Genomic DNA, 26,468 nt, shown 5'->3' with positions numbered 1-26,468 from the left:
GCTCAGGCGATGCCGTGCCGCAGTGCGAAGGCGGTCGCCTCGCTGCGCCGGGCGACCCCGATCTTGCGGTAGAGGCTGGTGATGTGCCGCTCGACCGTGCGGTCGCTCAGCCACATCACCCCGGCCATCTCCTTGTTGCTCAGGCCCTGAGCGAGGAGGCCCAGCACCTCCAGCTCCCGCCGGGTGAGGGTGCCGGGCACCTCGGCGGGCGCCTCGAGGGCCGCGGCCGCTGCCCCCACCGCAGCCGGCGCGCCGGGCCGCGCGGGCTCGGCGCGCTCCGCCTCCCGCGACGCCTGCTGCACGCGTCGCGAGACCGCCGTGAGCGCGGGCCCCACCTCGTCGAGCAGTGTTCGCAGCAACCGGCTCTGCCGGTCGCGTTCGCGTTCCGCCTCGCGGCGGGCCGCCTGCTCCCCGGCGAGCCGCCGGGCGGTGTGGAGCGCGATCGCCGCCTGGCCGACGGCGACGCGCAGCAGGTGGGTCTCGCGCTCGGTCGGGAAGTCGGCGCGCGGCGCCGAGACGGCCACCAGCCCGGTCCCCCACGGGAGCGCCAGGACGAGGGTGGTCACCCGCGCGATCGACGGTGGCGTGCCGCCCGCTGCCTCCGCGGCTCGGACCGCCGAGGTCGCGACGCCGGAGACCGGCTCGCCTTCGCCGTGGTCCCGGCGCACCGCGGCGAGCAGCTCCGCCGGCGGCTCGGACGCGGTCGGGCGCCACACCTCCAGCGCATCCGCCCCGCGCGGGCTCTCGAAGCGGCCGTAGCCGGCGTCGAGGCGCAGCATCCCGAACAGCACGCTCAGCAGGCCGTCGGCGATCTCGACGGCTGCGTGGTCGACCCACAGCGACGGCAGGGCGAGCAGCGCACCGAGGTCGCGCATCCAGGTGCGCTCGTCCGCGTCCATCGCTCAGCCGCCGCTCAGGACGGCGCGCTCCTCCAGGAACTCCCCGGGAGGGACGAAGAAGGGGTTCTCCTGCAGGATGCCGCCGATCAGCACCATGGGATGCGTCCGGAGGATGTCGACGACGAAGGCGCCGTCGAAGCGGGAGGTGTCGTACGCGCAGATCACCACGTGGCGGTGCCGTGCGTGCAGGAAGTTCGCGCGCGCCTCGAACTCGATCAGCTGCTCGGCGGCCTCCCGGTCGCCGGCCGCCCAGCCCACGTCGGCCAGCAGCCGGATGCGCGGCTCGGGCGCAGCGCCGAGCATCCCCTCGATGACGCCGAGCATGTCGTCCTGGTCGAAGTCGCCCGTCCGCAGGTACGTCTCCGCCCAGGTGTGCACCTCGCACTGTCGATCGCGCAGGAGCGCGGACGTGTCGTACCCGAGCCGGCGGAGCCGGGCCAGCGGTGCGGCGGGCTTGGCCGTATCCACCAGGTACAGGAGGCGGTCGCCCACGTCGACGCCGTCCTGCACGAACGGGTCGAGCACCGCATCCGCCTCGGTAGGGCTCTTCACGAAGGCGCAGACATGGCGGTAGTGGTCCAGCACCCCGCCCGCGAAGGTCACGGGGGCCGTCGCACGTCCGCTTTCCGCTGCCATGGTCGACATCCGCTCCGCTGTGGAGGCTAACGCAGTCCGCGCGGGCCGCACAACGGCGGACCGGACGTTCCTCGTCGCCGACCCGTGGACTCCGGCAGCTGTGCCATGCGGTCACCCTAGTCAGCGGCGTGCCACATCCGGCTGATGATCGCGCCGTCGATGACCGACCGGAATTCGCCGACACGCTCGAAGCCGGCGCGCTCGTAGCGGTGGTCGTTCGCCGGGTTCGTCGACTCCAGGTAGGCGGGCAGTCCTTCCCCGTCGAACCGTCGCAGGCTCTCTGCGAGCAAGCCCTGCCCGATCCCCCGGCCGCGATGCTCGGGGTGGGTCGCCAGCAGACTCAGGTACATGTGCGGGGTGTCGTGCGGATGCGTCGATTCGAACAGCTCCCACAGCCGCTGATACGCCGCGAAGCGGTCGGGCGACAGGATGCGCGCCATGAGCGCATCCACCCCCGCCTCCTGCTCGGCGGTCAGCTCGTCCACCCCCGGCGGCAGCCACACCGCCACCGTCGCCGCCTCCCCCGACGGCCCGTCCTGCAGCAGCACGGACCCGTGCGGGATGGCGCCGTCGACGAAGAAGCGCCAGAAGTCCTCGAGGTGCCCGGTGCCGCCGTCCGGCGCCGCCAGGGCCGGACCCCACACCGGGTCGTCGCGGAACGCCAGCGCGATGGTCGTCGTGACGGCGGCCGCATCGGCGGTGTCCGCAATTCGGGTCTCCATGAGGGAACTGTAGCGGCGGCCCGACACGGCAGGTATAGTCGTGAACCCTGCGCACGCCGCGCGGGCAGCCCACGCTGAAGAACGCCGAACGGAAGGACACCGGGATGCGCACCCTGCAGAACCCGAAGCGCTACCAGCGCGCCTTCCGCAAGCTCGAGCGTCCACGGGGCCTGTAGACCGCACCGACAGGTGTCGCAGCCCCGCCGTTCGAGGTCCGGGGCTGACCTCTTCCGCGTCTCGCGGGCGACGGCCGTCCCGGCCGCACCCCGATGAGAGACGAAAGGATCATGGAAAGAATCTCGAACCGCCTGCTGAGCTGGGCCTCCATACTGGAGGATTCCACGCGCGAGCAGGCGGTCACCACCTCGCGGATGCCGTTCATCCACCCGCACCTGGCGCTCATGCCGGACGCCCACCTGGGGCTCGGCGCCACGGTCGGCTCGGTCATCCCCACCGTCGGCGCCGTCATGCCGGCCGCGGTCGGTGTGGACATCGGCTGCGGGATGATCGCCGTGCGCACGCAGTTCACCCGAGACGAGGTGGCGGCCTCCACCGCACCGCTCTCCGAGCTGCGGGCCCAGATCGAGCGCGCGGTCCCCGTGTCAGCCGGTGCCCGGAACAACAAGATCGTGGCGACCGCACAGCCCCGCCTCGAGGAGCTGAACCGCCTTGCTGAAGCGGCCGGCTTCGACCCGGCCACGTACGTGCGCGACTGGGAGCGTCAGCTCGGCACCCTGGGATCCGGCAACCACTTCATCGAGGTGAGCCTCGACGAGGACGGCGTCGTCTGGCTGTTCCTGCACTCGGGGTCGCGCGGGGTCGGCAACCGGATCGCCGGGCACCACATCAGGGTCGCGCAGGCGCTCATGGCGAAGTGGTGGATCGACCTTCCGGACAAGGACCTCGCCTACCTCGTCGAGGGCACGCCCGAGTTCGACGAGTACATCGCGCAGTTGCGGTGGGCGCAGCACTTCGCGCTGCTGAACCGCGAGGAGATGATGGACCGGGTCGTGCGGCAGACGGCCGAGTGGTTCGGCCAGCCGGTGGAGGAGCGGGAGCGGATCAACTGCCACCACAACTTCACGCAGCGCGAGAACCACTTCGGGAAGGACGTCTGGGTCTCTCGTAAGGGAGCGATCTCTGCGCGGGAGGGGCAGCTCGGCCTCATTCCGGGGTCGATGGGGACGGCGTCGTACGTGGTGGCGGGCCGGGGCAACCCGCTGGCCCTGCATTCGTCGCCGCACGGCGCCGGCCGCCGGTTCTCCCGTTCGGCCGCACGCAAGCGGTTCACGATCGAGCAGCTGCGTGAGGCGATGTCGGGCATCGAGTTCCGCGACACGGAGGCGTTCCTCGACGAGATCCCGCAGGCATACAAGCCGATCGACCAGGTCATGGCCGACGCAGCCGACCTGGTGGAGGTACGGCACACGCTGCGCCAGATCGTCAACGTCAAGGGCGACTAGCGCCGGCGACATCACCCTGGAACGCATGAAGGCCGGCTCCTTCGGGAGCCGGCCTTCATGATCTCTGGTGGATCTGAGGGGACTCGAACCCCTGACCCCCTGCATGCCATGCAGGTGCGCTACCAGCTGCGCCACAGACCCAGAATGTGAACCGTTCGGGCTTTTCGCACCTCCCGGAACAACTCGTTCAGCCTACTACATCGGGGCGACGGGAGAAAAATTGAGTCGCACTCACGCGCCTCGGCCGGCCGCCGGCCCGACGGTGCGGCCTACTCGGCGTTCTCGTGAACCGGGAGCTCGATCGGCAGCACGGGGCAGTCCTTCCACAGCCGCTCGAGCGCGTAGTACATGCGGTCCTCCTCGTGGAAGACGTGCACGACCAGGTCGCCGAAGTCGAGCAGCACCCAGCGGCCCTCGGCCTTGCCCTCCCGGCGCAGCGTCTTCACGCCGGCCTCGTTGAGCTTGTCCTCCACCTCGGAGGCGATGGCCAGGACGTTCCGCTCGACCCGGCCGCTGACCAGCAGGAAGGCGTCGGTGAGCGGCAGCGGACCGGAGACGTCGAGGCCCACGAGGTCGAGGCCGCCCTTCGAATCGGCGGCGGCGGCGGCCACCTGCAGGATGTCGCGGGCGTGCTGGGATGCGGTCACAGGCGGTCCTCCGGACGCAGTGGGTGCAAGAGAGTTGCGGGAGTGGATGCGGACGCGCGGATGATCAGAACACCTTCAGGACGTAGGCCGCGACCAGCAGCCCGATGACACCGACGGCGAGCACTCCGGCGGTGACCATGAGCACCACCGGCAGCAGGTTGCCGCGCTTCTTGGGCGGCGCGATCACGCCGCGGGTCGAGGTGTGCGTGCTGATGGCGCGGGAGGCGCGCACCGGCTGGACCTCGGACGTGTTGAACTCGTTCTCCTCGCCGTCGAGCAGGCGGTCGATGTCGGACGAGTCGATGCGGTCGGGGTGCGCACCGGTCGCTCCCATGCCGCGGGGCAGGTCGATGGACCCGGTGACGAGGATCTCGCCGGTGCTGGTGAGCGGAGCGCTGCTGTCCGGGTGCGGGATGGCCGGGAGGATCAGCGCGTTCGTCGTGGTCGCAGCCGTGGACTGGGCGACGTTCCGGGAGGTGATCGGCTGGTTGTGGTCGTCGAGCTCCGCAGCCGTCGACCAGTGGCCGGTCGGCGGGGTGAACGGGCGGCGCTCCTGCGCGGAGGTGTCTTCCGGAGTCGTGGTCGTCGCGGGCACCGCGGCGGGCGCGGCCGCGGCGGCCTGCGCGTCGGACTCGGGGGTCTCGGACGCCTTGGGCGCAGACGGCGAGCCGAAAGCGGCGAAGGGGGACGCGGTGCTCTGCGTGACGGTTGTCTCGGACTGACCGGCGCGCGACGCGGCGGGTGCGGAGGACGGCGTCAGCGGCGCGAACGGCCACGCGGACTTCTCACCGGTGGGCGCGGCCTCCGGGCTGCCCGTCGCGGTCGGTGAGGCCTCCGGCGTCTCCGCCTTCGCGTCGCCGGCCTCGGGACCGGACGTGAAGGCGACCGGGAAGACCTGCTCCCCCGCGGTGGCGGGGTGGTTCGCCTGCGCGTTCGCCTCCTGAGCCTGCAGTATGGCGCGCAGTTCGCGACGCGTCAGCGTGCGCTCGGGCGAGCCCGCCTGCGGCGCGGCCTGCGCGGGTGCGGCGGGCGCAGCGGCGGCTGCTGAGGCGGGTGCGGCGGGGTTTCCGGACGGCTGCAGGATCGCCATCGGCTGGGTCACCGGTTCGGGACGCGACGCGTCAGGAGCCTGGCGGAAGAGGTCGAAGGAGTCGCGCGACGGCGACGAGACACCGGGCTCGGCGAAGGCGCTGGCCGGGATCGCGGGACGCTCGGGCGCGGCGGAGGCAGGAGCGGCGGGCGCCTCGGGAGCGGACTCGGCGGCGGACGTCGTCGGCTCGTCCGCCTGCTCGTCCACCGAGGGGGCGGTCTCGACGTCGTCCGCTTCCGCGCGCTCGCGCGGCGATGACGTGATCATCTCGGGGATCTGGCCCCCGGGGGTCGGCTCGGAGGTGCCTGCACGGCGCGAGCGCTCGAACTCCCTCGCCTGTCGCCGCGTCTGCGCCTGCGGTTGGCCCGTCGGCGGCTGTTCAGGCCACGATGTCATGCCACGCTCCGATACAGATGGTGTTTGGAGATGTACTGTACGACCCCGTCCGGGACCAGGTACCAGACCGGGAATCCCCTGCTCACCCGGCTCCGGCAATCGGTCGACGAGATCGCCAGGGCCGGAACTTCCAACAAGCTTACGTCTTGCTCCGGCAATCCAGAAATACTCAAGTCGTGTCCCGGGCGACTCACAGCCACGAAGTGCGCCAGCTCCCACAGCTCGCTGACGTCGCGCCAGCTGAGGATCTGCGCGATGGCGTCGGCGCCGGTGATGAAGAACAGCTCGGCGTCCGGCCGCTCCTCGTGCAGGTCGCGCAGGGTGTCGATCGTGTAGGTGGGACCGCTGCGGTCGATGTCGACGCGGCTGACGGTGAAGCGCGGGTTCGACGCCGTCGCGATGACGGTCATCAGGTAACGGTGCTCCGCCGGGGTGACGGGACCCTTCTGCCACGGCTGACCGGTCGGGACGAAGATGACCTCGTCGAGATCGAACGACTGGGCGACTTCGCTGGCGGCGACCAGGTGACCGTGGTGGATGGGGTCGAAGGTGCCGCCCATCACGCCGATCCGCGGCCGGCCCGTCTCCGTCAGCTCCATGCCCGGAGTGGCTCAGTGCCCCTGGGTCGGGTGGCCGGTGCCGTGGTGCGTCGCGCCCGGAGCGCCCGCGTGCGCGGCGGCGTCGGGGGCGGAGCGGTGGCTGTGCCGGTTGGCGACGTCCTTGAAGCTCCAGGCGACGAAGGCGAGCGCGATGAAGACGACGATCGCGATGGCGCCGAACGCCCAGGTCGGCATCGGCAGCTCCACGTGGGCTTCCGCCGCGGCGAGGGCGGTCGTCAGGAATGACATCGTGCGTGATCCTTTCTGAGGGGCCGTTGGCCCGGGTTCGAGTCTAGTGGTCGCTCAGACGCGGATCTGGCCGGACCCGCGGACGATCCACTTGGTGCTGGTCAGCTCCGGCAGGCCCATCGGGCCGCGCGCGTGCAGCTTCTGCGTCGAGATGCCGACCTCGGCGCCGAAGCCGAACTCGCCGCCGTCGGTGAAGCGCGTGGACGCGTTGACCATCACCACGGCCGAGTCGACCTCCGCGAGGAACCGCTCGGCGTTCTCGATATCGCTGGTGATGATCGACTCCGTGTGCTGGGTCGAGTAGCGGCGGATGTGGTCGATCGCCTCGTCGAGGTCGTCGATGACCTTCACCGCGATGTCGAGGCTCATGTGCTCGGTGGCGTAGTCCTCCTCCGTCACGGGCACCGCGCCGGGTGCGAACGGCAGGGAGCGCTCGTCGGCGTGGATGGTGACCCCCGCCTCGCGCAGGGCTCCCAGCACCGGCGGAAGCAGGCGTTCGGCGGCGCCGCGGTGGACCAGCAGCGTCTCGACCGCGTTGCACACGCTCGGGCGCTGGACCTTGGCGTTGCGCACGATGTCGACGGCCCAGTCTTCGCGGGCCGACTCGTCGAGCACGACGTGCACCACGCCCGCCCCGGTCTCGATCACCGGCACGGTCGACTGGGTGACGACGGTCTGGATGAGCTCGGCGCTGCCCCGGGGGATCAGCACGTCGACGAGGCCGCGAGCGGTCATCAGCTCGGCGGCGCCCTCGCGCCCGAAGTCGTCGATCGTCTGCACCGCGTCGGACGGCAGGCCGGCACCCGCCAGGGCCTCCTGGAGCACCCGGACCAGCACGCGGTTCGTTTCGATGGCCGCGCTGCCGCCGCGGAGGACGGCGGCGTTGCCGCTCTTGATGGCGAGGGCGGCGATGTCGATGGTGACGTTCGGGCGGGCCTCGTAGATGGCGCCGACGACGCCGAACGGGACGCGCACCTGCGTGATCTTCACGCCGTTCGGCAGTGCGCTGCCGCGCACGGCCTGCCCCACCGGATCGGTGAGGCCGACCACCTCGAGCACCGCGTCGGCGAGGCCCTGCAGGCGTGCCGGGGTCAGGGTGAGGCGGTCGAGCAGCCCGGTCGAGAGGCCGTTCTCACGGCCGTTGGCGAGGTCGAGCTCGTTGGCCGCCAGCACGTCGCCCGACGCCGCGAGCACGCCATCGGCGATCGCGCGCAGCGCGCGGTTCTTCTGCTCGGTGTTGGCGGTCGCCAGCGTGCGCGACGCGGTCTTCGCGGCGGAGAGCCGCTCCTGCAGCGAGAGCGTCACGGCGGGGGCCGCGAGAGAGGACGAGGACATGCGTCGATTCTAGGACGCGGCGGCGTCCGAGGTGACGGGGGCCGCCGGATCTGTGGAGAGCTCGCGGCTGTGGATGGATGCGTCGCGGTCGACCGGGGCGGGGGCGAACCAGGTGCCGACCTGCTCGCCGCGCAGGGCCTTCCCGACCAGCGAGGTCGCCGTCAGCACCACGGCGGTGCCCCGCCCGGCGGCCTGACGTGCGGCGGACACCTTGGTCACCGCTCCCCCGGTGCCGACACCCGAGGCGCCGGTCGAACCGATCTCGACACCCTCCAGTTCGTCGTCCCAGCCCACGTGCTCGATGCGCTCGGCGCCGGGCTCCTGCGGGGGCTTCGTATAGAGCGCGTCCACATCCGACAGCAGCACCAGCACGTCGGCCTCGACCAGCAGCGCGACGAGGGCGGCCAGCCGGTCGTTGTCACCGAACCGGATCTCGTGCGTCGCGACCGTGTCGTTCTCGTTCACGATCGGCAGGATGCGCAGCGAGAGCAGTCGCTCCATCGCGCGCTTCGCGTTGCTCCGGTGCGTCGGGTTCTCCATGTCGCCGGCGGTCAGGAGCACCTGCCCGGCCACGATGTCGTACCGGTCGAGGCTGTCCTGGTAGCGGTAGATCAGCACGTTCTGCCCGACCGCCGCCGCGGCCTGCTGCGTCGCGAGGTCGGTGGGGCGCTCCGACAGCGAGAGGTAGGGGATGCCTGTCGCGATGGCGCCCGACGAGACGAGGATGACCTGGGTGCCGCGGCCGTGTGCCTCCGCCAGGGCGTCGACCAGCGGCGCGATCTGTCCCGCGTTCTCGCCACTGATGGACGAGGAGCCCACCTTCACGACGATGCGGCGGGCGGACGCGATCTGACTGCGGTCGTCGATGGTCATCCCTCGGTGCTCTCCTCGTCTCCGCCCTCGGCACCTCCGGTCCGCACGGCGTTGTCGTCGTAGCTGTCGTCCTGCCACAGGCCCGCTTCGCGCTCGCGCTGGAGCTCCTCGCGCGCCGCGGCCTTGCCGTCCATCCGCTCGAAGTAGTCCTCGCGGCGCTGGTTGCGCGTCGGGCGCTGATTGCCGTCCAGACGGGCGTCGGTGCCACGCGGAGCGGTGATCAGCTCGGCGGTGGAGGTCAGCGTCGGCTCCCAGTCGAAGACCACGCCGTTGTTCCGGCCGATGACCACGGTGGAGCCGGCGATCGCGCCCGCGCGCACCAGCTGGTCTTCGACGCCGAGCTTCGCCAACCGGTCGGCCAGGTAGCCGACGGCCTCGTCGTTCGCGAAGTCGGTCTGCGCCACCCACCGCTCCGGCTTGGCGCCGAGGATACGGTAGACGGGCCCGTCGGTGCCGCCCTCCACCTTGACCACGAAGCCGGAGTCGTCGACGGCCTTCGGGCGGATGACGATGCGCGGGCGGGCCTGCTCCAGCTCGGCCTGCTCCTGGCGCGCATGCTCGACGACCTCGCCGAGCGCGAACGACAGCGGGCGCAGGCCCTCATGGCTGACCGTGGAGATCTCGAAGACGCGGTAGCCGCGCTGCTCCAGCTCGGGCCGGACGAAGTCCGCGAGCTCGCGCGCGTCGGGCACATCGATCTTGTTCAGGGCGACGAGCTGCGGACGCTCGAGCAGCGGCGTCTGGCCCTCCGGCACGGGATAGGCGGCGAGCTCGGCGAGGATCACATCCAGGTCGCTCAGGGGGTCGCGGCCCGGCTCGAGCGTGGCGCAGTCGAGCACGTGCAGGAGGGCGGAGCAGCGCTCGACGTGACGGAGGAACTCGAGGCCCAGGCCGCGTCCCTCGCTCGCGCCCTCGATGAGCCCGGGCACGTCGGCGACGGTGTAGCGGACGTCGCCCGCCTGCACGACGCCCAGGTTCGGGTGCAGCGTGGTGAACGGGTAGTCCGCGATCTTCGGCTTGGCGGCCGAGAGCGCCGCGATGAGGCTCGACTTGCCGGCCGAGGGGTAGCCCACGAGCGCGATGTCGGCGACGGTCTTCAGCTCGAGGCGGATGTCGCCCTCCCACCCGGGAGTGCCCAGCAGGGCGAAGCCGGGCGCCTTGCGCTTCGGATTCGCGAGGGCGGCGTTGCCCAGGCCGCCGATGCCGCCGGGAGCCGCGACGAAGCGCATCCCGGGCTCGTTCAGGTCGACGAGCTCGACGCCGTCGGCGTCCTTCACGACCGTGCCGACCGGCACAGCGAGCTCGAGGACTTCGCCGGTGTGGCCGCTGCGGTGGTCGCCCATCCCGAACCCGCCGTTGTCGCTCGCGCGGTGCGGGTGGCGGTGGTAGCCGAGGAGGGTGGTGACCTGCGGGTCGGCGACCAGCACGATGTCGCCGCCGTTCCCGCCGTTCCCGCCGTCGGGACCGGCGAGGGGCTTGAACTTCTCGCGGCGGACCGAGACGCACCCGTTGCCGCCGTTACCGGCGCGCAGATGCAACGTCACGCGGTCAACGAACGTCGCCATGGTGCTCTCCTACTGTCTGTGCTGTGCCGCGATGCCGCGGGTGAAACAAGGATGGGCGGGCCGAAGCCCGCCCATCCCGAAGTGGTGCTCGTGGTGGAGGCTCAGGCCTCGGCGGCCACGATGTTGACGACCTTGCGGCCGCCCTTGCTGCCGAACTCGACCGCACCGGCGGCGAGGGCGAAGAGGGTGTCGTCGCCGCCACGGCCGACGTTCACGCCGGGGTGGAAGTGGGTGCCGCGCTGGCGGACCAGGATCTCACCCGCGTTGACGGTCTGGCCGCCGAAGCGCTTCACGCCGAGGCGCTGCGCGTTGGAGTCGCGGCCGTTGCGAGTGGAGCTCGCTCCCTTTTTGTGTGCCATGGTGTGTTCTCCTCGTCGGCTACTTGATGCCGGTGATCTTGACGCGCGTGAGCTCCTGACGGTGGCCCTGGCGCTTCTTGTAGCCGGTCTTGTTCTTGAACTTCTGGATGACGATCTTCGGGCCGCGGAGGTCGTCGAGGATCTCGGCGGTCACGGTTACCTTCGCGAGCGACGCGGCGTCGGAGGTGATCTTGTCACCGTCGACCAGCAGCACCGGCGCGAGCTCGACCTTGCCGTCCTTGCGGGCCTTGACGCGGTCCATCGTCACGATGGTGCCGACCTCGACCTTCTCCTGCCGGCCACCGGCGCGCACTACTGCGTAAACCACTTGTCGTTACCTTTTCGTCGGGGAACAGTTCCCGGCGACGCCGCGGACCTGGTCCTGCTCTTCAACTGTTCTGGAAATCGCGTGTCTGTCAAACACTGGCGAGTCCTGCCCGTCGCTCTCGCGACGGGCGGCTCTCAGAAAACCATGGCGAATCGGGCCGCGCCCGACACACACCAACGGTCAACTTTACCCGACACCCCAGATGCCGTCAAACCGGCGCCGTCGTGCGGCGGGATGCTCGGTGGGGGTTCCGGGACCACGCGGCTCCGTCGGCGGAGCCGGTTCCTAGAATCATTGTATGACGGTCCTGATCGATCCCCCGGCATGGCCCGCCCACGGCATGTTGTGGTCGCATCTGGTCAGCGACACCTCGCTCGAGGAGCTGCACGCGTTCGCCGCGGCCAACGACATCCAGCGGCGCGCGTTCGACCTCGACCACTACGACGTGCCCGACCGGCGCTACGACGAGCTCGTCGCGGCGGGCGCGCATCCGGTGCCGGGTAAGGAGCTCGTCTCGCGCCTGATCGCCAGCGGACTGCGCGTGCGCGCCCGCGACCGCACCCGCCGGCACTGACTCCGGGCGGCGCCGGCTCCGGGCGCCGCGCCGCACGCACGACTGGTCCCGACACGCCGTATCGGCCAGGCGCGATACGGCGTGTCGGGACCAGTGGATGCTTACTCGCCCTTCGGGGCCAGCTCGCCGCCCGCGATGACGGTCGTGCTGGCGCGGCGGCTGCGGCTGCGGCCCTGACCCGGCTCCTTCGGCGCCGGGAGGGCGTCGAGCACCGAGTCGAGCAGGAGCTCGGCCTCGTGGTCGAGCGGCCGCGACGCGGGAGCGGCGACGGCGGGCTCGGGCAGGTCGAGGAGCGGGATGAGCGGCTCCGCCTGCTCCGCGGTGGCGTCGGACGACGACGGTGCGTCGGACGGCTGCTGCGCGGGCTCGGGCCGCGCCTCCGCGGCCTGCTCCGCCTGCTGCCGGTCCGCTCCGCCCTTGCCCTTGCGGCGGCGCTTCTTGGTCGCGGTGACCTCGGTCAGCGTCACCTCCGTCACGCTGACCTCGGTGGCGTCGGCGGACTGGTCGCCCGCGGCCGCCTTCGCCTCCTCCTCGTGGTGGATGGTCGACGCGGCGATCTTGGCGAGCGCGTTCTTCGCGTCGTCCGTGATGGCGTGGGTCCCGGTGTGGGCGCTGCCATTGGCGCTGCCGCCCGAGGCGCCGTTCGCGGGGGCCGAGCCGCCCGCTCCGCGTCCGCGGCGGCGCTCGTTCTGCGGCTGCTGCTGCGGCTGACGGTGCTTGACGACCGGGTCGTGGTGCACGATGACGCCGCGGCCGGCGCAGACCTCGCAGGCCTCGCTGAAGGTCTCGAGCAGGCCGAGGCCGAGCTTCTTGCGCGTCATCTGCACGAGGCCGAGGGAGGTGACCTCGGCGACCTGGTGCTTGGTCCGGTCACGGCTCAGGCACTCGACCAGGCGGCGGAGCACGAGGTCGCGGTTCGACTCCAGCACCATGTCGATGAAGTCGACGACGATGATGCCGCCGATGTCACGCAGCCGGAGCTGGCGGACGATCTCCTCCGCGGCCTCCAGGTTGTTCTTGGTGACCGTCTCCTCCAGGTTGCCGCCGGAGCCGACGAACTTGCCGGTGTTGACGTCGACGACCGTCATGGCCTCGGTGCGGTCGATGACGAGCGAACCGCCGGAGGGCAGCCAGACCTTGCGCTCGAGCGCCTTCTCGATCTGCTCGGTGATGCGGTACTCGTCGAACGCGTCGCGCTCGCCCGTGTACGGCTCCACCTGGTCGAGCAGGTCGGGGGCGACCTGGCGCAGGTAGTTCTCGATCGTCTGGCGCGCGTCGTCGCCGGCGATGATCAGCTTCTGGAAGTCCTCGTTGAAGACGTCGCGGATGATCTTGATCAGCAGGTCGGGCTCGCTGTGCAGCAGCGCCGGAGCCTGCTGCGACTCGACGCGCTGGCTGATGTCGGCCCACTGCGCGGTGAGGCGGTTGACGTCGAGCGTCAGCTGCTCCTCTGTCGCGCCCTCGGCCGCGGTGCGCACGATCACGCCTGCGCTCTCGGGCAGCACCTCCTTGAGGATCTTCTTGAGGCGCGAGCGCTCGGTGTCCGGCAGCTTGCGGCTGATCCCGTTCATGGACCCGTTGGGCACGTACACGAGGTAGCGGCCGGGCAGCGAGATCTGGCTGGTGAGGCGGGCGCCCTTGTGGCCGACGGGATCCTTGGTGACCTGCACGAGCACGCGGTCGCCGGCCTTCAGCGCCAGCTCGATGCGGCGCGGCTGGTTGCCGGTCTCGACGGCATCCCAGTCGACCTCGCCGGAGTAGAGGACGGCATTGCGGCCGCGGCCGATGTCGACGAAGGCGGCCTCCATGCTGGGGAGGACGTTCTGCACGCGACCCAGGTACACGTTGCCGATGAGCGACGCCTCCTGCGAGCGGGCGACGTAGTGCTCGACGAGGACCTTGTCTTCGAGGACGCCGATCTGGATGCGTCCGCCCTTCGAGCGGACGACCATCTGCCGGTCGACGGACTCGCGGCGGGCGAGGAACTCGGCCTCGGTGATCACGGGCCGGCGGCGGCCGGCGTCGCGGCCGTCGCGGCGGCGCTGCTTCTTCGCCTCGAGCCGGGTGGAGCCCTTGACCTTCTGCGGCTCGGTGATGAGCTCCGGCTCGCGCGGCGTCCGCACCTTGACGACGGTGTTTGCCGGGTCGTTCGCGCCCTCGCGGCCGGTCTCGCCGGCGCGGCGACGGGAGCGACGGCGAACGCCGCCGGCCGGCTCGTCGTCGCCCTCGGGGAGCGGCGGAAGCGGCAGGATGTCCGGCGCCTGGAAGAGCAGGGTCGTCGGCGGGAGGCCGGGAGCCGCCGCGGCGGCGACGGCGTCGGGCTCGGCGAGCTTCTCCGGCAGGGCCGGCGGCTCGTGCGCGGGGGCCGTGGCGCCCGGGACGATGGGAGCGCCGGCGGAAGGGGCCTCGGCGGCCCGCGACTGCTCGGCGGCCCGCTCGGCGGCATCCGCCTCGGGGGCGGCATCAGCCGATGCCGGCTCCGGCGCGACGGGCGCGCTCTGCTGCGGCGCCGACTCCGCTCGAGCGGACGGGGCGTCGACCGAAGCTCCCGGAGCCTTCCTCACCACGCGTCGCGTGCCGAAGAGCCCCTTGCGCTTCCGTCCTCCCGTCTCCGAATCGTTGTTGTCCGTGTTGTCGATATTCTCGTTATCCACCATCGCTGGTGCACTCCTCGACCGGTGGCGGTTCCCCGCTCGCCGGGTACTCTCCGTCGGGAGGCGGCGCGAGCGGCGCCTCCCTCAATCCTGTTCGGATGCCTCCGGGCTCGTGGCGCGGCCTGCATCCGGCTCCATGTACTTCGCCGACCTTCACGGCCGGCATTTCAACGGACGCGCTGGGCGTCCTCAAGCCTTCTGTCGGTGTTCCTGACCTGAATCAGGACGACTGCTCCAACGATTATCGCACGCGTCGGCATCCGGGGTGGCCTCCTCCCAGGACGACACGCAGGGCCCATGCCATAATCCGAGGGTGTCAGCCAGTCCTGCCGAGGCCGCGTACCGCCGCCCGACCGCTCTCGCCGTCTTCCTCATCATCGCCGGCGCCATCGGCTTCGGGGCCGCGCTGGCCCTGACGATCGACAAGATCCACCTGCTCCAGGACCCGAACGCGCAGCTCTCCTGCAACTTCAGCGTGCTCGTGGGATGCGCGAAGAACCTGAACTCGTGGCAGGGCTCCCTGCTCGGCTTCCCCAACCCGCTCCTCGGGCTCGGCGGCTGGACCGCCACCATCGCCGTCGGCGTCGGGCTGCTCGCCACCCGCGCGCCCTTCGCCCGCTGGTACTGGATCGCCTTCAACGTGGGTGTGCTGCTCGCGCTGGTGCTCGTCATCTTCCTGATCACCGAGTCGCTGACCGTGCTGAACGTGCTGTGCCCGTGGTGCATGGTGACCTGGGTGGTCACCATCCCGACCTTCTGGGCGGTGACGCTCTACAACCTCAAGGAGGGCAACATCCCGGTGCCACCGCGGGCGCGGGCCTTCTTCGGCACCCTCTACAGCTGGGTGCCCCTGATCACGATCGTCTGCTACGCGATCGTGGCGGTGCTGGCGCAGCTCCAGCTGGACTGGATCCACCGCGCCTTCATCTGAGCTCTGCGCCCTCCCGCCCCGCGGGACCGGAGGAGTCTCCACCGCGCCACGCCGGTGGATGCGGGAAAGGGAGGCGTCCCGGCCGGATGGGCGGGGAACGCCTCCCTTTCAGCCTCGGCAGGTGCCGGTCAGCCGAACCAGAGGGCGAGCTCGCGCTGCGCGGACTCGGGCGAGTCGGAGCCGTGCACCAGGTTCTGCTGCACCTTCAGCCCCCAGTCGCGCGCCAGGTCGCCGCGGATCGTGCCGGGCGCGGCGGTGGTCGGGTCGGTCGCGCCGGCCAGCGAGCGGAAGCCCTCGATCACGCGGTTGCCGGCGAGCCGGATGGCCACGATGGGGCCGGACTCCATGAACTCCACCAGCGGCTCGTAGAACGGCTTGCCCTCGTGCTCGGCGTAGTGCTGGGCGAGCAGGTCGCGGTCGGCCTGCAGCATCCGCAGGTCGACGAGCGAGTAGCCCTTGGCCTCGATGCGGCGCAGGATCTCGCCGGTCAGGCTGCGGGCCACCCCGTCGGGCTTGACGAGGACGAGGGTCTCTTCGACGGCGCTGGTCATGGGTTCTCCGTTCCGTTGTCGGCCGCACGGGCGGCCGCCTGATTGTTTCGGTCGATGCGTGCGGCGGCGATCATGCAGTACGCCCACATGGCGGTGAAGATCGCGCCGACGATGAAGAAGGCGGGGACGAGGATGCCGGCGGCGACGATGACCACCTGCACGATCCAGCCGAGGACGACACCCACGGTGTTCCGCAGCAGGCCGATCGCCACGATCATCAGCACGATGAGCGCGGCTCCCCCGCCGAGAGCCACCCAGGCGGGCAGGGCGTGCAGGCCCCACAGCACCAGGGCGCCGAGGAAGACGACGAGCAGCTCGAAGCCGAGCACGATGGAGCCGAGCAGCTCGCGCAGGGACCGTTGACGGCGCGGCCTGCGCGCAGCCTGCTCGGCTGCGCCGTCGTCCCCGGGCGCCGGTGCAGGAGCGTCGGTCACGACGCGGCCTGCTTCCACTCCTGCTCCTCGGCGTACGCCATCGCCTGGCCGACGAGCACGATGCTGCCGGCGACGACGACCGCGCGCTTGGGCGCCTCTCCGGCCCAGTCGCGGGCCGACTCGAGCGCGTCGATGGGGTCGGAGTAGACGATCGTCGCCTCGTCCCCCACCTCGTCGCGGACGAGGTCCCCGAAGTCCTCCGCGTCGCGCGCCCGCTCCGAATCGGGCTGCGTGACGAAGAACTGCGTGGCGACGGGAGCGAGCGCGCGGATGACGCCGCGCGCATCCTTGTCGCCCAGGATGCCGACGACGAACGTGATCTCGTCGAAGTCGAAGTAGCTGCGCAGGGCGTCGGCGAGCGTCTGCGCGCCGGCCGGGTTGTGGGCGGCGTCGACGAGGATGCTCGGCTCGATGCCGATCAGCTGGAGCCGCCCGGGCGAGGTCGCCGTGGCGAACCCCTCCTCCACGAGGTCCGTCTTGAGCGGCTGCGTGCCCCGGCCGAGGAAGGTCTCGACCGCCGCCACGGCGACCGCGGCGTTCTGCGCCTGGTGGTCGCCGTAGAGGGGCAGGAACACGTCCTCGTACGTCGCCGCGCGTCCGCGCACCGTGACGAGCTGGCCGCCGACGGCGACGCGGGTGGCCGCGACATCGAAGTCGCGCGGCTGCTCGGCGAACGTCGACTCGGTGAGCTCGGACGCCTCGCGCAGCACCCGGTCGGCTTGGGGCGTCTGCGCGGACGACACGACGTCGGCGGACGGCTTGATGATGCCGGACTTGGTGCGCGCGATCTCCTCGACCGTGTCGCCGAGCGCCTTGGTGTGGTCGAGCGCGATCGGCGTGAACACGGCCACCTGGCCGTCGCCGACGTTCGTGGAGTCCCACTCACCGCCCATCCCGACCTCGATCACGGCGACGTCGACGGGTGCGTCCGCGAAGGCCGCGTACGCCAACGCGGTGAGCGCCTCGAAGAAGGTCAGCGGGGCCTTGCCCTGCTCCTCGAGCTCGGCATCCACGATGTCGAGGTACGGGCTGATGTCCTCCCAGTTGCGCACCAGCGACTCGTCGTCGATCGGCTCGCCGTCGATGACGATGCGCTCGTTGAAGCGCACCAGGTGCGGGCTCGTCAGGAGCCCGGTGCGCAGCCCGTAAGCGCGCAGCAGGCTCTCGGCGATGCGGCTCGTCGACGTCTTTCCGTTGGTTCCGGTGATATGGATGATCGGGTACGCCCGCTGCGGGTCGCCCAGCAGCTCGACGGCCCGGCGGGTGGCATCCAGCCGCCGCTCGGGCGCGCCCTCGCCGACGCGGGCGAGCAGGGCCTGGTAGACCGCGTCCGCCCGGTCGCGGTAGTCGTCCTCGTCGGTCACGCCGCGTCTCCTTCCACCTTGGTCACGCCGACGGTGAACGCGCCGGCGTTGGCGAACTGCCCCGCGTCGAAGCCCTGGGCGAAGCCGGCCTCGTCGGTCGATGCTCCCGCGGCGGAGACCTGCACCGCCAGGGCCAGCGTCTCGGTCGCGATGTCGACGTCGCCCGCGAGGCCGAGCGCACGCGCGTCGTCCTCGTGCTCGAACGTCAGACTGAGCCGGATGCGGTCGCTCACGTCGAGCCCGGCCGCCTTGCGGGTGTCCTGCACGGCGCGGATGATGTCGCGCGCCAGGCCCTCCGCCTCGAGCTCGGGCGTGGTCGCCGTGTCGAGCAGCACGAAGCCGCCGCCGGCGAGCAGCGCGAGAGCCGAGGAGTCGTCCCCGCCCCCGCGGTCTCGAGCACGAGGTCGTACTCGCCCTCGGTCAGCTCGATGCCGCCGACGGTCACGACGCCGTCCGCCTCGGTCCAGTCGCCGGCACGCGCGGCCTGGATGACCTGCTGCACCTGCTTGCCGAGGCGCGGACCGGCCGCACGGGCGTTCACGGTCAGCTTGCTCGTGATGCCGTAGCGGGCGGCGCTGTCGTCCTGCAGCTCGACCAGTTCGATCGCCTTGACGTTGAGCTCGTCGCGCAGGATGCCCTCGAACGGACGCAGCGCCTCCGCGTTCTCGGCCACCACCGTCAGGGACGCGAGCGGCAGGCGCACGCGGCGGCCGGCCTGCTTGCGCAGGGACAGCGCGGTGGAGCTGATCGCGCGGATGCGGTCCATCGCATCCACCAGGGCGTCGTCGGCCGGGAACTCCGCCGCCTCCGGCCAGTCCGTGAGGTGCACGGAGCGGCCGCCGGTGAGGTCCTTCCAGATCCGCTCGGTGACCAGCGGCAGCAGCGGAGCGGCGACGCGGGTGAGCGTCTCGAGCACGGTGTAGAGCGTGTCGAACGCCTCGGTGCCGGTGCCGTTCTCGTCGACGCCCGCCCAGAACCGGTCGCGCGAGCGGCGCACGTACCAGTTGGTGAGCACGTCGGCGAAGTCACGCAGCTTGGCGGCGGCGAGCGTCGAGTCCAGCCCGTCCAGGTCGGCCGTGACGGCCTCCACCAGGTCGCGCGTCTTGGCGAGCAGGTAGCGGTCGAGCACGTCGGTGGACGCGGTGGAGCGCTTGGCCTCGTACCCCGTCGCGTTGGCATACAGCGAGAAGAAGTACCAGGTGTTCCACAGCGGGAGCAGCACCTGGCGGACGCCCTCGCGGATGCCCTCCTCGGTGACGACCAGGTTGCCGCCGCGCAGCACCGGGCTCGACATGAGGAACCAGCGCATCGCGTCCGACCCGTCGCGGTCGAAGACCTCGTTGACGTCCGGGTAGTTGCGCAGCGACTTCGACATCTTCTGCCCGTCGCTGCCGAGCACGATGCCGTGGCTGATCACGTTCTTGAACGCCGGCCGGTCGAACAGCGCCGTGGCGAGCGTGTGCAGCAGGTAGAACCAGCCGCGCGTCTGCCCGATGTACTCGACGATGAAGTCGGCCGGGTTGTGCGTGTCGAACCAGTCGCGGTTCTCGAACGGGTAGTGCACCTGGGCGAACGGCATCGACCCGGAGTCGAACCAGACGTCCAGCACGTCCGGGATGCGGCGCATCGTGGAGCGACCGGTCGGGTCGTCGGGGTTCGGGCGTGTCAGCTCGTCGATGAAGGGACGGTGCAGGTCGGGCTCCCCCGCGGCGTTCAGCGGCAGGCGGCCGAAGTCGCGCTCCAGCTCCTCGAGCGAGCCGTACACATCCACGCGCGGGTACTCGGGGTCGTCGCTCTTCCACACCGGGATCGGCGAGCCGAAGTACCGGTTGCGCGAGACCGACCAGTCGCGGGCGCCGGCGAGCCACTTGCCGAACTGGCCGTCCTTGACGTTCTCGGGCACCCAGGTGATCTGCTGGTTGAGCTCGCCCATCCGGTCGCGGAAGTCGGTGACCCGCACGAACCAGCTCGAAACCGCCTTGTAGATGAGCGGGTTGCGGCAGCGCCAGCAGTGCGGGTACGAGTGCTCGTAGCTCGCCTGTCGCAGCAGCCGGCCCTGCTCCTTGAGCAGCCGGGTCAGCGGCTTGTTCGCGTCGAACACCTGCAGCCCGGCGACGTCGGGGACGTCGGACAGGAAGCGGCCGCCGTCGTCGACCGAGATGATGACCGGGATTCCGGCCTTCTCGGTGACGCGCTGGTCGTCCTCGCCGTAGGCGGGCGCCTGGTGGACGATGCCGGTTCCGTCCTCGACCGTGACGTAGTCGTCGACGAGGATGCGCCACGCGTTCTGCGTGCCCCACTTCTCGGTGTCGGCGTAGTAGTCCCAGAGCCGGTCGTACTCGACGTCGGCGAGCTCGGAGCCGAGGACGGTGCCCGTGACGGCTGCGAGAGCGTCGGCCGCGGACTCGTAGCCGAGGTCCTTCGCATAGTTGCCGACCAGGCTCGTGGCGAGCAGGTAGCGGCCGCTCAGCACCTCCTGGTCGGGGGTCCCGTACGAGTCGGCTGCGCCGTTCGGGCCGGACGGCAGCACGGCGTACGCGATGTCGGGCCCCACGGCGAGGGCGAAGTTCGTCGGGAGCGTCCACGGCGTGGTCGTCCAGGCGAGGGCGCGCACGCCGGTCAGGCCGAGCACCTCCGCCTTCTCGCCGACGAGCGGAAAGGTCACCGTGACGGTCTGGTCCTGACGCATCTTGTAGACGTCGTCGTCCATCCGCAGCTCGTGGTTCGACAGCGGGGTCTGGTCGCGCCAGCAGTACGGCAGCACGCGGTAGCCCTCGTAGGCGAGGCCCTTCTCGTGCAGCTGCTTGAACGCCCAGATCACCGACTCCATGTAGGTGGTGTCGAGCGTCTTGTAGTCGTTGTCGAAGTCGACCCAGCGCGCCTGGCGGGTGACGTACTCGCGCCACTCCCGGGTGTAACGGAGCACCGAGTCCTTCGCCGCCTGGTTGAACGCGGCGAGCCCCATCTCCTCGATCTGGCTCTTGTCGGTGATGCCGAGCTGCCGCTCGGCCTCGAGCTCGGCGGGCAGGCCGTGCGTGTCCCAGCCGAAGCGGCGCTCCACCTTCTTGCCGCGCATGGTCTGGAAGCGCGGGAACACGTCCTTCGCGTAGCCGGTCAGCAGGTGGCCGTAGTGCGGAAGGCCGTTCGCGAACGGCGGGCCGTCGTAGAAGACCCACTCCTCGGCGCCGTCGCGGTTGTCGATGGATGCGCGGAAGGTGCCGTCCTCGTCCCAGAACTTCAGGACGTCGGTCTCGATCTCGGGGAAGACCGGGCTCGCGGTCACGTCGGGGCGCTGCGCCTCCGGGCGCTGCGGCTCGCCGGCGTCGGGCGACGACTTGGGGTACGGCATCTCACTCCTGGCAGGTTCTCACGTGCTGCACGAGGACGCCGGACGCTCGCACGCCCGTCGCGGTACCACCCCGCTTGCCCGCTCCGCCTCCGTCGCCGGGGAGGGCCTCTCATCGTCCGGCTGTGACGGGCCGCTCCCGTTCGGTTCTACTGGGCGCTCTCACGCCGTTCTTCCGAAGACTCGCCGGTGATGGCCGGGTCAGTGTCTGTGCATCCAGTCTACCGGCTTCCGGACGACCCGTGGAGGACGGGCGCGTAGCCCGCGCACACGGGGGCGACGGCGGTGCGGACGAGCGGGGTGAGCGGCCCGCGGCGGACGCCGGCGCGCGCCCAGGCCGCCGCCGCCGAGACGGCCGCGCCGACGACGGCGGTCGCGGCGGCACGGGGCAGGAGCGCGTCCGGCGCGAGGCCCGCGCGGGCGGCGATGAACGCCTCCAGCCTGCGCACCAGCGCCAGGAACCGGGGCAGCGCCGAGGCCTGCAGTTCCGCATCCGTCCCCATCAGCTCCACCTGCGTCACCGCGAGCGGCAGCCGGCCGGGCCCGAAGCCGTCGGCGAGTCGGGTGAGCGCGTCGAGCACCGCATCCATCGGGGCGGCGTCGGGCGGCGCGGAGGCGAGCGTGCCGTCGAACGCGGCGAGCGCCTCATCCACTTCGACCCAGAGCAGGTCGCTCTTCGCGCCGAAGTAGTTGAAGAAGGTGGCCCGGCTGACGCCCGCGCGGCGGGCGATGTCGTCGACGGTGGTGCCGGGGTACGTGCGCTCGAGGAACAGCTCGGCGGCCGCCTCGGCGATCATCGCCCGCGACGACGATCGCGGCCGGCCGGCGGCGGACGTGCGTGCGGAATGCGCGACGGCCATCCTGCGTTCCCTTCCGTGCCATTATTGGACCCGGTCCAGATTCTATTCCGTTCAGAAGGACACCCGTGACTACCACCGCAACCCCCGTCGTCAGCGACACCGACCGCCCGGGGATCACCCCGGGCACCGCGCGCCGCGTCACCATCGCGTCGTTCGTCGGCACCGCGCTCGAGTCGTACGACTTCTACCTGTACGCATACTTCGCCGCCTTCTTCGTCGGCCCCCTCTTCTTCGCGCCGCTCGGCGCGTTCGGCGGCGCGCTGGCCGGCTTCCTGGCGATCGCGGCCGGGTTCGTCATCCGCCCGATCGGCGCGGTCGTCTTCGGCAACCTGGGCGACCGGATCGGACGCCGCCCGACGCTGCTCATCACCATCCTGATCATGGGGATCAGCACGGGTCTGGTCGGCGTGCTCCCGACCTACGCCGCGGCCGGATGGTTCGGCGCGATCGCGATCGTGCTGCTGCGCCTGCTGCAGGGCTTCTCGGTCGGCGGCGAGTGGGGCGGCTCCATCCTGCTCGCGACCGAGTATGCGAACCCGAAGCGGCGCGGGTTCTACGCGGCGCTCCCCCAGCTCGGCTCGCCGGTCGGCTCCATCCTGAGCGCCGTCGTGTTCATCGTGCTCACGCTCACCCTGTCGACGGCGGACATCGCGGCGTGGGGATGGCGCATCCCCTTCCTGACGGCGTTCCCGCTGCTGCTCGTGTCGCTCTACCTGCGCTGGTCGATCGACGAGACCCCGGTGTTCCGCAAGCTGCTGGAGACCGGCACGCGCGACCGCTTCCCGGTGCTCGACGTCTTCCGCAAGGCCCCCAGCGGCTTCGTGATCGGGATCGGCGCCGCGGTGCTCGGCATCGGCTCGTACTCGCTGATGAACACGTACATGGTCGACTACGGCACCGCGGTGCTGGGCTTCAAGTACCAGGACCTGCTGGTCGCGACGACCATCGGCGGCCTGCTGCAGCTGGTCACCATCCCGCTGTTCGGCCTCTGGGCGACGCGCATCGGCTCGGCGAAGGTCGTCGCTATCGGCGCGATCGGGACGCTGCTGGTCGCCTTCCCGATGTACTTCCTGCTGCAGTCGGCCTCCTTCGCCGTGCTGGTCGGCAGCATGATCGTCGGCGGCATCCTGCCGACGCTGTCGTGGGCGGGTCTCGGCGGGCTGATGTCCGACCTGTTCCCGAGCGACGTGCGCTACAGCGGCCTCTCCGTCGCGTACAGCCTCGCGGCGCTGATCACCTCCTTCGTGCCCGCCCTCACCCTGGTGTTCGGCCTGGCGACCGGCAACGCGTGGTGGCACCCGGGCATCGTTCTGGTGGTCATGTCGCTGATCACCCTGGTCGCGGCCCTGTTCGCCGCACGGCGGAAGCCGATCGTCGACGAGGTCTGATCCTTTTCGGGCGTGAGTGCGGGATTCGGTAGGCTTGACCGGATCCCACACTCAGGCACCTCGACGACACGGTGCCGCATATATCGAATCGGAGGACCCCCATGAGCGCCCAGAACGTTCCGGACAAGCCCGCGCTGGAGGGGCTGGAGTCCCGATGGGGTGACCGCTGGCAGACCGACGGCACCTTCCGGTTCGACCGCGACGCGGCGCTCGCCGCCGGCCGCGACGGGGTCTACTCGATCGACACCCCTCCGCCCACCGCCTCCGGCTCGCTGCACATCGGCCACGTCTTCAGCTACACGCACACGGATGTGATCGCCCGGTTCCAGCGGATGCGCGGGCGCAAGGTCTTCTACCCGATGGGCTGGGACGACAACGGCCTGCCGACCGAGCGCCGCGTCCAGAACTACTACGGCGTGCGCTGCGACCCGTCGCTCCCCTACGACGCCGACTTCACCCCTCCCTTCGAGGGCGGCGACAACAAGAGCACGAAGGCCGCCGACCAGAAGCCGATCTCGCGCCGCAACTTCATCGAGCTGTGCGAGCGGCTGACCGAGGAGGACGAGAAGCAGTTCGAGGCGCTCTGGCGCACCCTCGGCCTCTCGGTGGACTGGTCGCAGACCTACCGCACCATCGGGCGCGACTCGATCCGAACCTCCCAGCTGGCGTTCCTGCGCAACATCGAGCGCGGCGAGGCGTATCAGGCGCAGGCGCCGACGCTGTGGGACATCACGTTCCGCACGGCCGTGGCCCAGGCCGAGCTGGAGGACCGCGATCAGCCGAGCGCGTACCACCGCGTCGCGTTCCACGGCGCCGACGGCCCCGTCTACATCGAGACCACCCGCCCGGAGCTGCTGCCCGCGTGCGTGGCGCTGGTGGCGCATCCCGACGACGAGCGATACCAGCCGCTGTTCGGCACGACCGTCCGCACCCCCTCTTCGACGTCGAGGTGCCCGTGGTCGCGCACCACCTGGCGCAGCCGGAGAAGGGATCGGGCATCGCCATGATCTGCACGTTCGGCGACATCACGGACGTGACCTGGTGGCGCGAGCTCGACCTCCCGAACCGCGCGATCATCGGCTTCGACGGACGCATCCTTCCCGAGCCGCCTGCGGCCATCACGTCGGACGCCGGCCGCGAGGCGTACGCCCAGCTCGCCGGCAAGACGGTGTTCTCGGCGAAGCAGGCCGTGGTGGAGCTGCTTCGCGCCTCCGGCGACCTGCAGGGCGAGCCCAAGCCCATCCAGCACCCGGTGAAGTTCTTCGAGAAGGGCGACAAGCCGCTCGAGATCGTCTCGACCCGCCAGTGGTACGTCAAGAACGGCGCCCGCGACGAGGAGCTGCGAGCCCGCCTGATCGAGCTCGGCCGCGAGATCGACTGGCACCCGGACTTCATGCGCGTGCGGTACGAGAACTGGGTCAACGGTCTCACCGGCGACTGGCTGATCTCGCGCCAGCGCTTCTTCGGCGTCCCGATCCCGATCTGGTACCCGCTCGACGCCGACGGCAACCCGGTGTTCGACCAGCCGATCGTCCCGACGGAGGACCTGCTCCCCGTCGACCCGTCGTCCGACACCGCTCCCGGCTACGACGAGGCGCAGCGCGGTCAGGCCGGCGGCTTCGTCGGCGAGCACGACGTGATGGACACCTGGATGACGTCCTCCCTCACCCCGCAGCTCGCCGGCGGCTGGATGCGCGACCAGGACCTCTTCGACGCCGTCTTCCCGTTCGACCTGCGCCCCCAGGGCCAGGACATCATCCGCACCTGGCTGTTCTCGACCCTCCTCCGCGCGAAGCTCGAGGGGGATGTGGCGCCCTGGACGAACGCGGCGCTCTCCGGCTTCATCGTCGACCCCGACCGCAAGAAGATGTCGAAGTCGAAGGGCAACGTCGTGACGCCCGCCGACATCCTGGAGCGCCACGGCTCGGACGCCGTGCGGTACTGGGCGGCCTCCAGCCGGCTCGGAACCGACGCCGCATTCGACCCGCAGAACCCGACCCAGATCAAGATCGGTCGCCGCCTGGCGATCAAGCTGCTCAACGCGGCCAAGTTCATCCTCGGCTTCGACGCGCCCGCCTCGCTCGACCTCGCCCAGGTGACCAGCCCGCTCGACCGGAGCATGCTGCAGAACCTCGCCGGCGTCGTCGCCGACGCCACCGCGGCGCTCGACGGCTACGACCACGCCCGCGCCCTGGAGACCGCCGAGACGTTCTTCTGGACGTTCTGCGACGACTACCTGGAGCTCGTGAAGGAGCGCGCCTACGGCGAGGACTCGGCCGGCAAGACCTCCGCCGTCGTCGCCCTGCGCGTGGCGCTCACCGCCTTCCTGCGCCTGTTCGCCCCGGTACTGCCGTTCGCGACCGAGGAGGCATGGAGCTGGTTCCAGGAGGGCTCGGTGCACGTCGCCCCGTGGCCGGAGGCCGGTGAGGTCGCCGGGGACTGGAGCTCCGACCGCGAGGTGCTCGCGATCGTGGGCCGCGCCCTGACCGGCATCCGCGGCGCGAAGACCGCCGCCAAGGCGTCACAGCGCACCCCGGTCGACTCGGCCGTGATCGCCGGGCCCGACGCCGAGATCGCGGCCGTCGAATCCGCCGCCGGCGACCTGCGCTCGGTCGGCAGAATCGCCGACCTGCGGTTCGCCTCCGCCGACGAGCTCGGGGTCACCGATATCCTGCTGGCCTCGGCACCGAGCGAGGAGGAACGATGACCACGACCGTCCGGCGCGTGCAGGACAACGAGTTCTTCACCTGGCTCGACCTCTACGCGGGCTACGGCGAGTTCTACGAGCAGCCGATCACCGACGAGAAGGCGCTGCTGGTGTGGAGCTGGATCTCCGACCCGGAGAACGAGCTCGAGGCGTACTTCGCCGTGGACGACGAGGGCGCGCCGGTCGGCCTGGCGCACGTGCGCGAGTTCGTCCGTCCCCTCGACGGCAGCAAGGGTCTGTACCTCGACGACCTGTTCGTGTCGCCGGATGCGCGCGGCGCCGGAGCGGGCGCCGCCCTGCTCGACGCCCTCCGGGACCAGGCGCGCGAGCGCGGCCTCTCCGTGGTCCGGTGGATCACGGCGAAGGACAACGAGACCGCCCGCCGCCTGTACGACAGGTTCGCGGAGAAGACCAAGTGGGTCACCTACGACCTCGTCCCCTGAACGCGACCGCGATATGGTCGGAACACGCGCCGAACTCACAGCCCGGGGCGCACTG

The 26,468-nt window shown here is 71.0% G+C and carries 22 protein-coding genes, 1 tRNA gene and 2 pseudogenes; 6 read left to right on the top strand and 19 right to left on the bottom strand.

What is annotated here, in order from left to right; genetic code table 11:
• Positions 1-2: 2 nt before the first annotated feature.
• The 3 genes from ACQ86M_RS05700 to ACQ86M_RS05690 form a co-directional block, all read right to left on the bottom strand.
• Positions 3-899, bottom strand: a complete 897-nt coding sequence (locus ACQ86M_RS05700; RefSeq protein WP_431247369.1) for a response regulator transcription factor — start codon at positions 897-899, stop codon at positions 3-5.
• A gap of 3 nt (positions 900-902) precedes the next feature.
• Positions 903-1,535 carry an MEDS domain-containing protein gene (locus ACQ86M_RS05695; RefSeq protein WP_431247368.1) on the bottom strand — a complete coding sequence of 211 codons (633 nt, stop codon included), beginning with the start codon at positions 1,533-1,535 and terminating at the stop codon, positions 903-905.
• A gap of 116 nt (positions 1,536-1,651) precedes the next feature.
• Positions 1,652-2,257 (bottom strand): GNAT family N-acetyltransferase, encoded by a 606-nt coding sequence (locus ACQ86M_RS05690; protein WP_431247367.1) that lies wholly within the window; start codon positions 2,255-2,257, stop codon positions 1,652-1,654.
• 287 nt (positions 2,258-2,544) lie between these two features.
• On the opposite strand from ACQ86M_RS05690, the gene ACQ86M_RS05685 reads away from it, so the two are divergent.
• On the top strand, positions 2,545-3,720 hold the full coding sequence (locus tag ACQ86M_RS05685) for an RtcB family protein (protein ID WP_431247366.1): 1,176 nt from the start codon (positions 2,545-2,547) through the stop codon (positions 3,718-3,720).
• 65 nt (positions 3,721-3,785) lie between these two features.
• Here the strand turns inward: ACQ86M_RS05685 and ACQ86M_RS05680 are convergent.
• From ACQ86M_RS05680 to rplU, 10 genes are all read right to left on the bottom strand, one after another.
• Positions 3,786-3,861 (bottom strand) — tRNA-Ala (locus tag ACQ86M_RS05680).
• Between the two features lie 128 nt (positions 3,862-3,989).
• Complete coding sequence (rsfS, locus tag ACQ86M_RS05675) at positions 3,990-4,367, bottom strand: ribosome silencing factor (RefSeq protein WP_431221124.1); 378 nt, start codon at positions 4,365-4,367, stop codon at positions 3,990-3,992.
• 64 nt (positions 4,368-4,431) lie between these two features.
• Complete coding sequence (locus ACQ86M_RS05670; protein WP_431247365.1) at positions 4,432-5,853, bottom strand: hypothetical protein; 1,422 nt, start codon at positions 5,851-5,853, stop codon at positions 4,432-4,434.
• A complete protein-coding gene (gene nadD / locus ACQ86M_RS05665; protein WP_431221122.1) occupies positions 5,850-6,452 on the bottom strand; it encodes a nicotinate-nucleotide adenylyltransferase in 603 nt (200 codons plus the stop codon). The genes ACQ86M_RS05670 and nadD overlap by 4 nt, the downstream gene beginning before the upstream one ends.
• Positions 6,453-6,464: 12 nt before the next feature.
• Complete coding sequence (locus ACQ86M_RS05660) at positions 6,465-6,701, bottom strand: hypothetical protein (protein WP_431247364.1); 237 nt, start codon at positions 6,699-6,701, stop codon at positions 6,465-6,467.
• 54 nt (positions 6,702-6,755) lie between these two features.
• Positions 6,756-8,036, bottom strand: a complete 1,281-nt coding sequence (locus ACQ86M_RS05655) for a glutamate-5-semialdehyde dehydrogenase (protein ID WP_431247363.1) — start codon at positions 8,034-8,036, stop codon at positions 6,756-6,758.
• Positions 8,037-8,045: 9 nt separating this feature from the next.
• Positions 8,046-8,909 (bottom strand): glutamate 5-kinase, encoded by an 864-nt coding sequence (gene proB / locus ACQ86M_RS05650; RefSeq protein ID WP_431247362.1) that lies wholly within the window; start codon positions 8,907-8,909, stop codon positions 8,046-8,048.
• Positions 8,906-10,474 (bottom strand): GTPase ObgE, encoded by a 1,569-nt coding sequence (gene obgE, locus ACQ86M_RS05645; RefSeq protein WP_431247361.1) that lies wholly within the window; start codon positions 10,472-10,474, stop codon positions 8,906-8,908. Before obgE ends, proB begins: the two co-directional genes overlap by 4 nt.
• Before the next feature lie 101 nt (positions 10,475-10,575).
• Entirely contained in the window at positions 10,576-10,833 is a 258-nt protein-coding gene (gene rpmA / locus ACQ86M_RS05640; protein WP_175337331.1) for a 50S ribosomal protein L27, read from the bottom strand.
• Positions 10,834-10,852: 19 nt separating this feature from the next.
• On the bottom strand, positions 10,853-11,161 hold the full coding sequence (gene rplU, locus ACQ86M_RS05635; RefSeq protein ID WP_431221117.1) for a 50S ribosomal protein L21: 309 nt from the start codon (positions 11,159-11,161) through the stop codon (positions 10,853-10,855).
• 298 nt (positions 11,162-11,459) lie between these two features.
• Here rplU and ACQ86M_RS05630 point away from each other — a divergent pair, with 298 nt between their 5' ends.
• The gene (locus tag ACQ86M_RS05630) at positions 11,460-11,735 is read left to right on the top strand and encodes a DUF4031 domain-containing protein (RefSeq protein ID WP_431247360.1); all 276 of its coding nucleotides are present in this window, start codon (positions 11,460-11,462) and stop codon (positions 11,733-11,735) included.
• Between the two features lie 101 nt (positions 11,736-11,836).
• Here ACQ86M_RS05630 and ACQ86M_RS05625 read toward each other — a convergent pair whose 3' ends face one another.
• Positions 11,837-14,392: an Rne/Rng family ribonuclease gene (locus ACQ86M_RS05625; protein WP_431247359.1), complete on the bottom strand. Its 2,556-nt coding sequence runs from the start codon at positions 14,390-14,392 to the stop codon at positions 11,837-11,839.
• Between the two features lie 310 nt (positions 14,393-14,702).
• Here ACQ86M_RS05625 and ACQ86M_RS05620 point away from each other — a divergent pair, with 310 nt between their 5' ends.
• Positions 14,703-15,320: a vitamin K epoxide reductase family protein gene (locus ACQ86M_RS05620; protein ID WP_431247358.1), complete on the top strand. Its 618-nt coding sequence runs from the start codon at positions 14,703-14,705 to the stop codon at positions 15,318-15,320.
• A 128-nt stretch (positions 15,321-15,448) separates the two neighbouring features.
• Here the strand turns inward: ACQ86M_RS05620 and ndk are convergent, their stop codons facing one another.
• From ndk to ACQ86M_RS05595, 5 genes and pseudogenes are all read right to left on the bottom strand, one after another.
• Positions 15,449-15,871, bottom strand: coding sequence for a nucleoside-diphosphate kinase (gene ndk / locus ACQ86M_RS05615; RefSeq protein ID WP_431247357.1), 423 nt, complete (start codon positions 15,869-15,871; stop codon positions 15,449-15,451).
• Complete coding sequence (locus ACQ86M_RS05610; RefSeq protein WP_431221112.1) at positions 15,868-16,305, bottom strand: DUF4233 domain-containing protein; 438 nt, start codon at positions 16,303-16,305, stop codon at positions 15,868-15,870. The genes ndk and ACQ86M_RS05610 overlap by 4 nt, the downstream gene beginning before the upstream one ends.
• Positions 16,302-17,669, bottom strand: coding sequence for a bifunctional folylpolyglutamate synthase/dihydrofolate synthase (locus tag ACQ86M_RS05605; protein ID WP_431247356.1), 1,368 nt, complete (start codon positions 17,667-17,669; stop codon positions 16,302-16,304). The genes ACQ86M_RS05610 and ACQ86M_RS05605 overlap by 4 nt, the downstream gene beginning before the upstream one ends.
• Positions 17,666-21,018, bottom strand: a pseudogene (ileS, locus tag ACQ86M_RS05600) (isoleucine--tRNA ligase). The gene ACQ86M_RS05605 and the pseudogene ileS overlap by 4 nt, the downstream one beginning before the upstream one ends.
• 218 nt (positions 21,019-21,236) lie before the next feature.
• A complete protein-coding gene (locus ACQ86M_RS05595; protein ID WP_431247355.1) occupies positions 21,237-21,875 on the bottom strand; it encodes a TetR/AcrR family transcriptional regulator in 639 nt (212 codons plus the stop codon).
• A gap of 65 nt (positions 21,876-21,940) precedes the next feature.
• On the opposite strand from ACQ86M_RS05595, the gene ACQ86M_RS05590 reads away from it, so the two are divergent.
• From ACQ86M_RS05590 to ACQ86M_RS05580, 3 genes and pseudogenes are all read left to right on the top strand, one after another.
• Positions 21,941-23,263, top strand: a complete 1,323-nt coding sequence (locus tag ACQ86M_RS05590) for an MFS transporter (RefSeq protein ID WP_431247354.1) — start codon at positions 21,941-21,943, stop codon at positions 23,261-23,263.
• A gap of 101 nt (positions 23,264-23,364) precedes the next feature.
• A pseudogene (gene valS / locus ACQ86M_RS05585) lies at positions 23,365-25,970 on the top strand (valine--tRNA ligase).
• On the top strand, positions 25,967-26,413 hold the full coding sequence (locus ACQ86M_RS05580) for a GNAT family N-acetyltransferase (RefSeq protein WP_431247353.1): 447 nt from the start codon (positions 25,967-25,969) through the stop codon (positions 26,411-26,413). Before valS ends, ACQ86M_RS05580 begins: the two are co-directional and overlap by 4 nt.
• Positions 26,414-26,468: the final 55 nt, after the last annotated feature.

Origin of the sequence: Leifsonia xyli subsp. cynodontis (genome assembly GCF_050632205.1) — a bacterium.
Classification (GTDB): Bacteria; Actinomycetota; Actinomycetes; order Actinomycetales; family Microbacteriaceae; genus Leifsonia; species Leifsonia xyli_D.
This window is presented reverse-complemented; position numbering and strand designations above follow the sequence as displayed.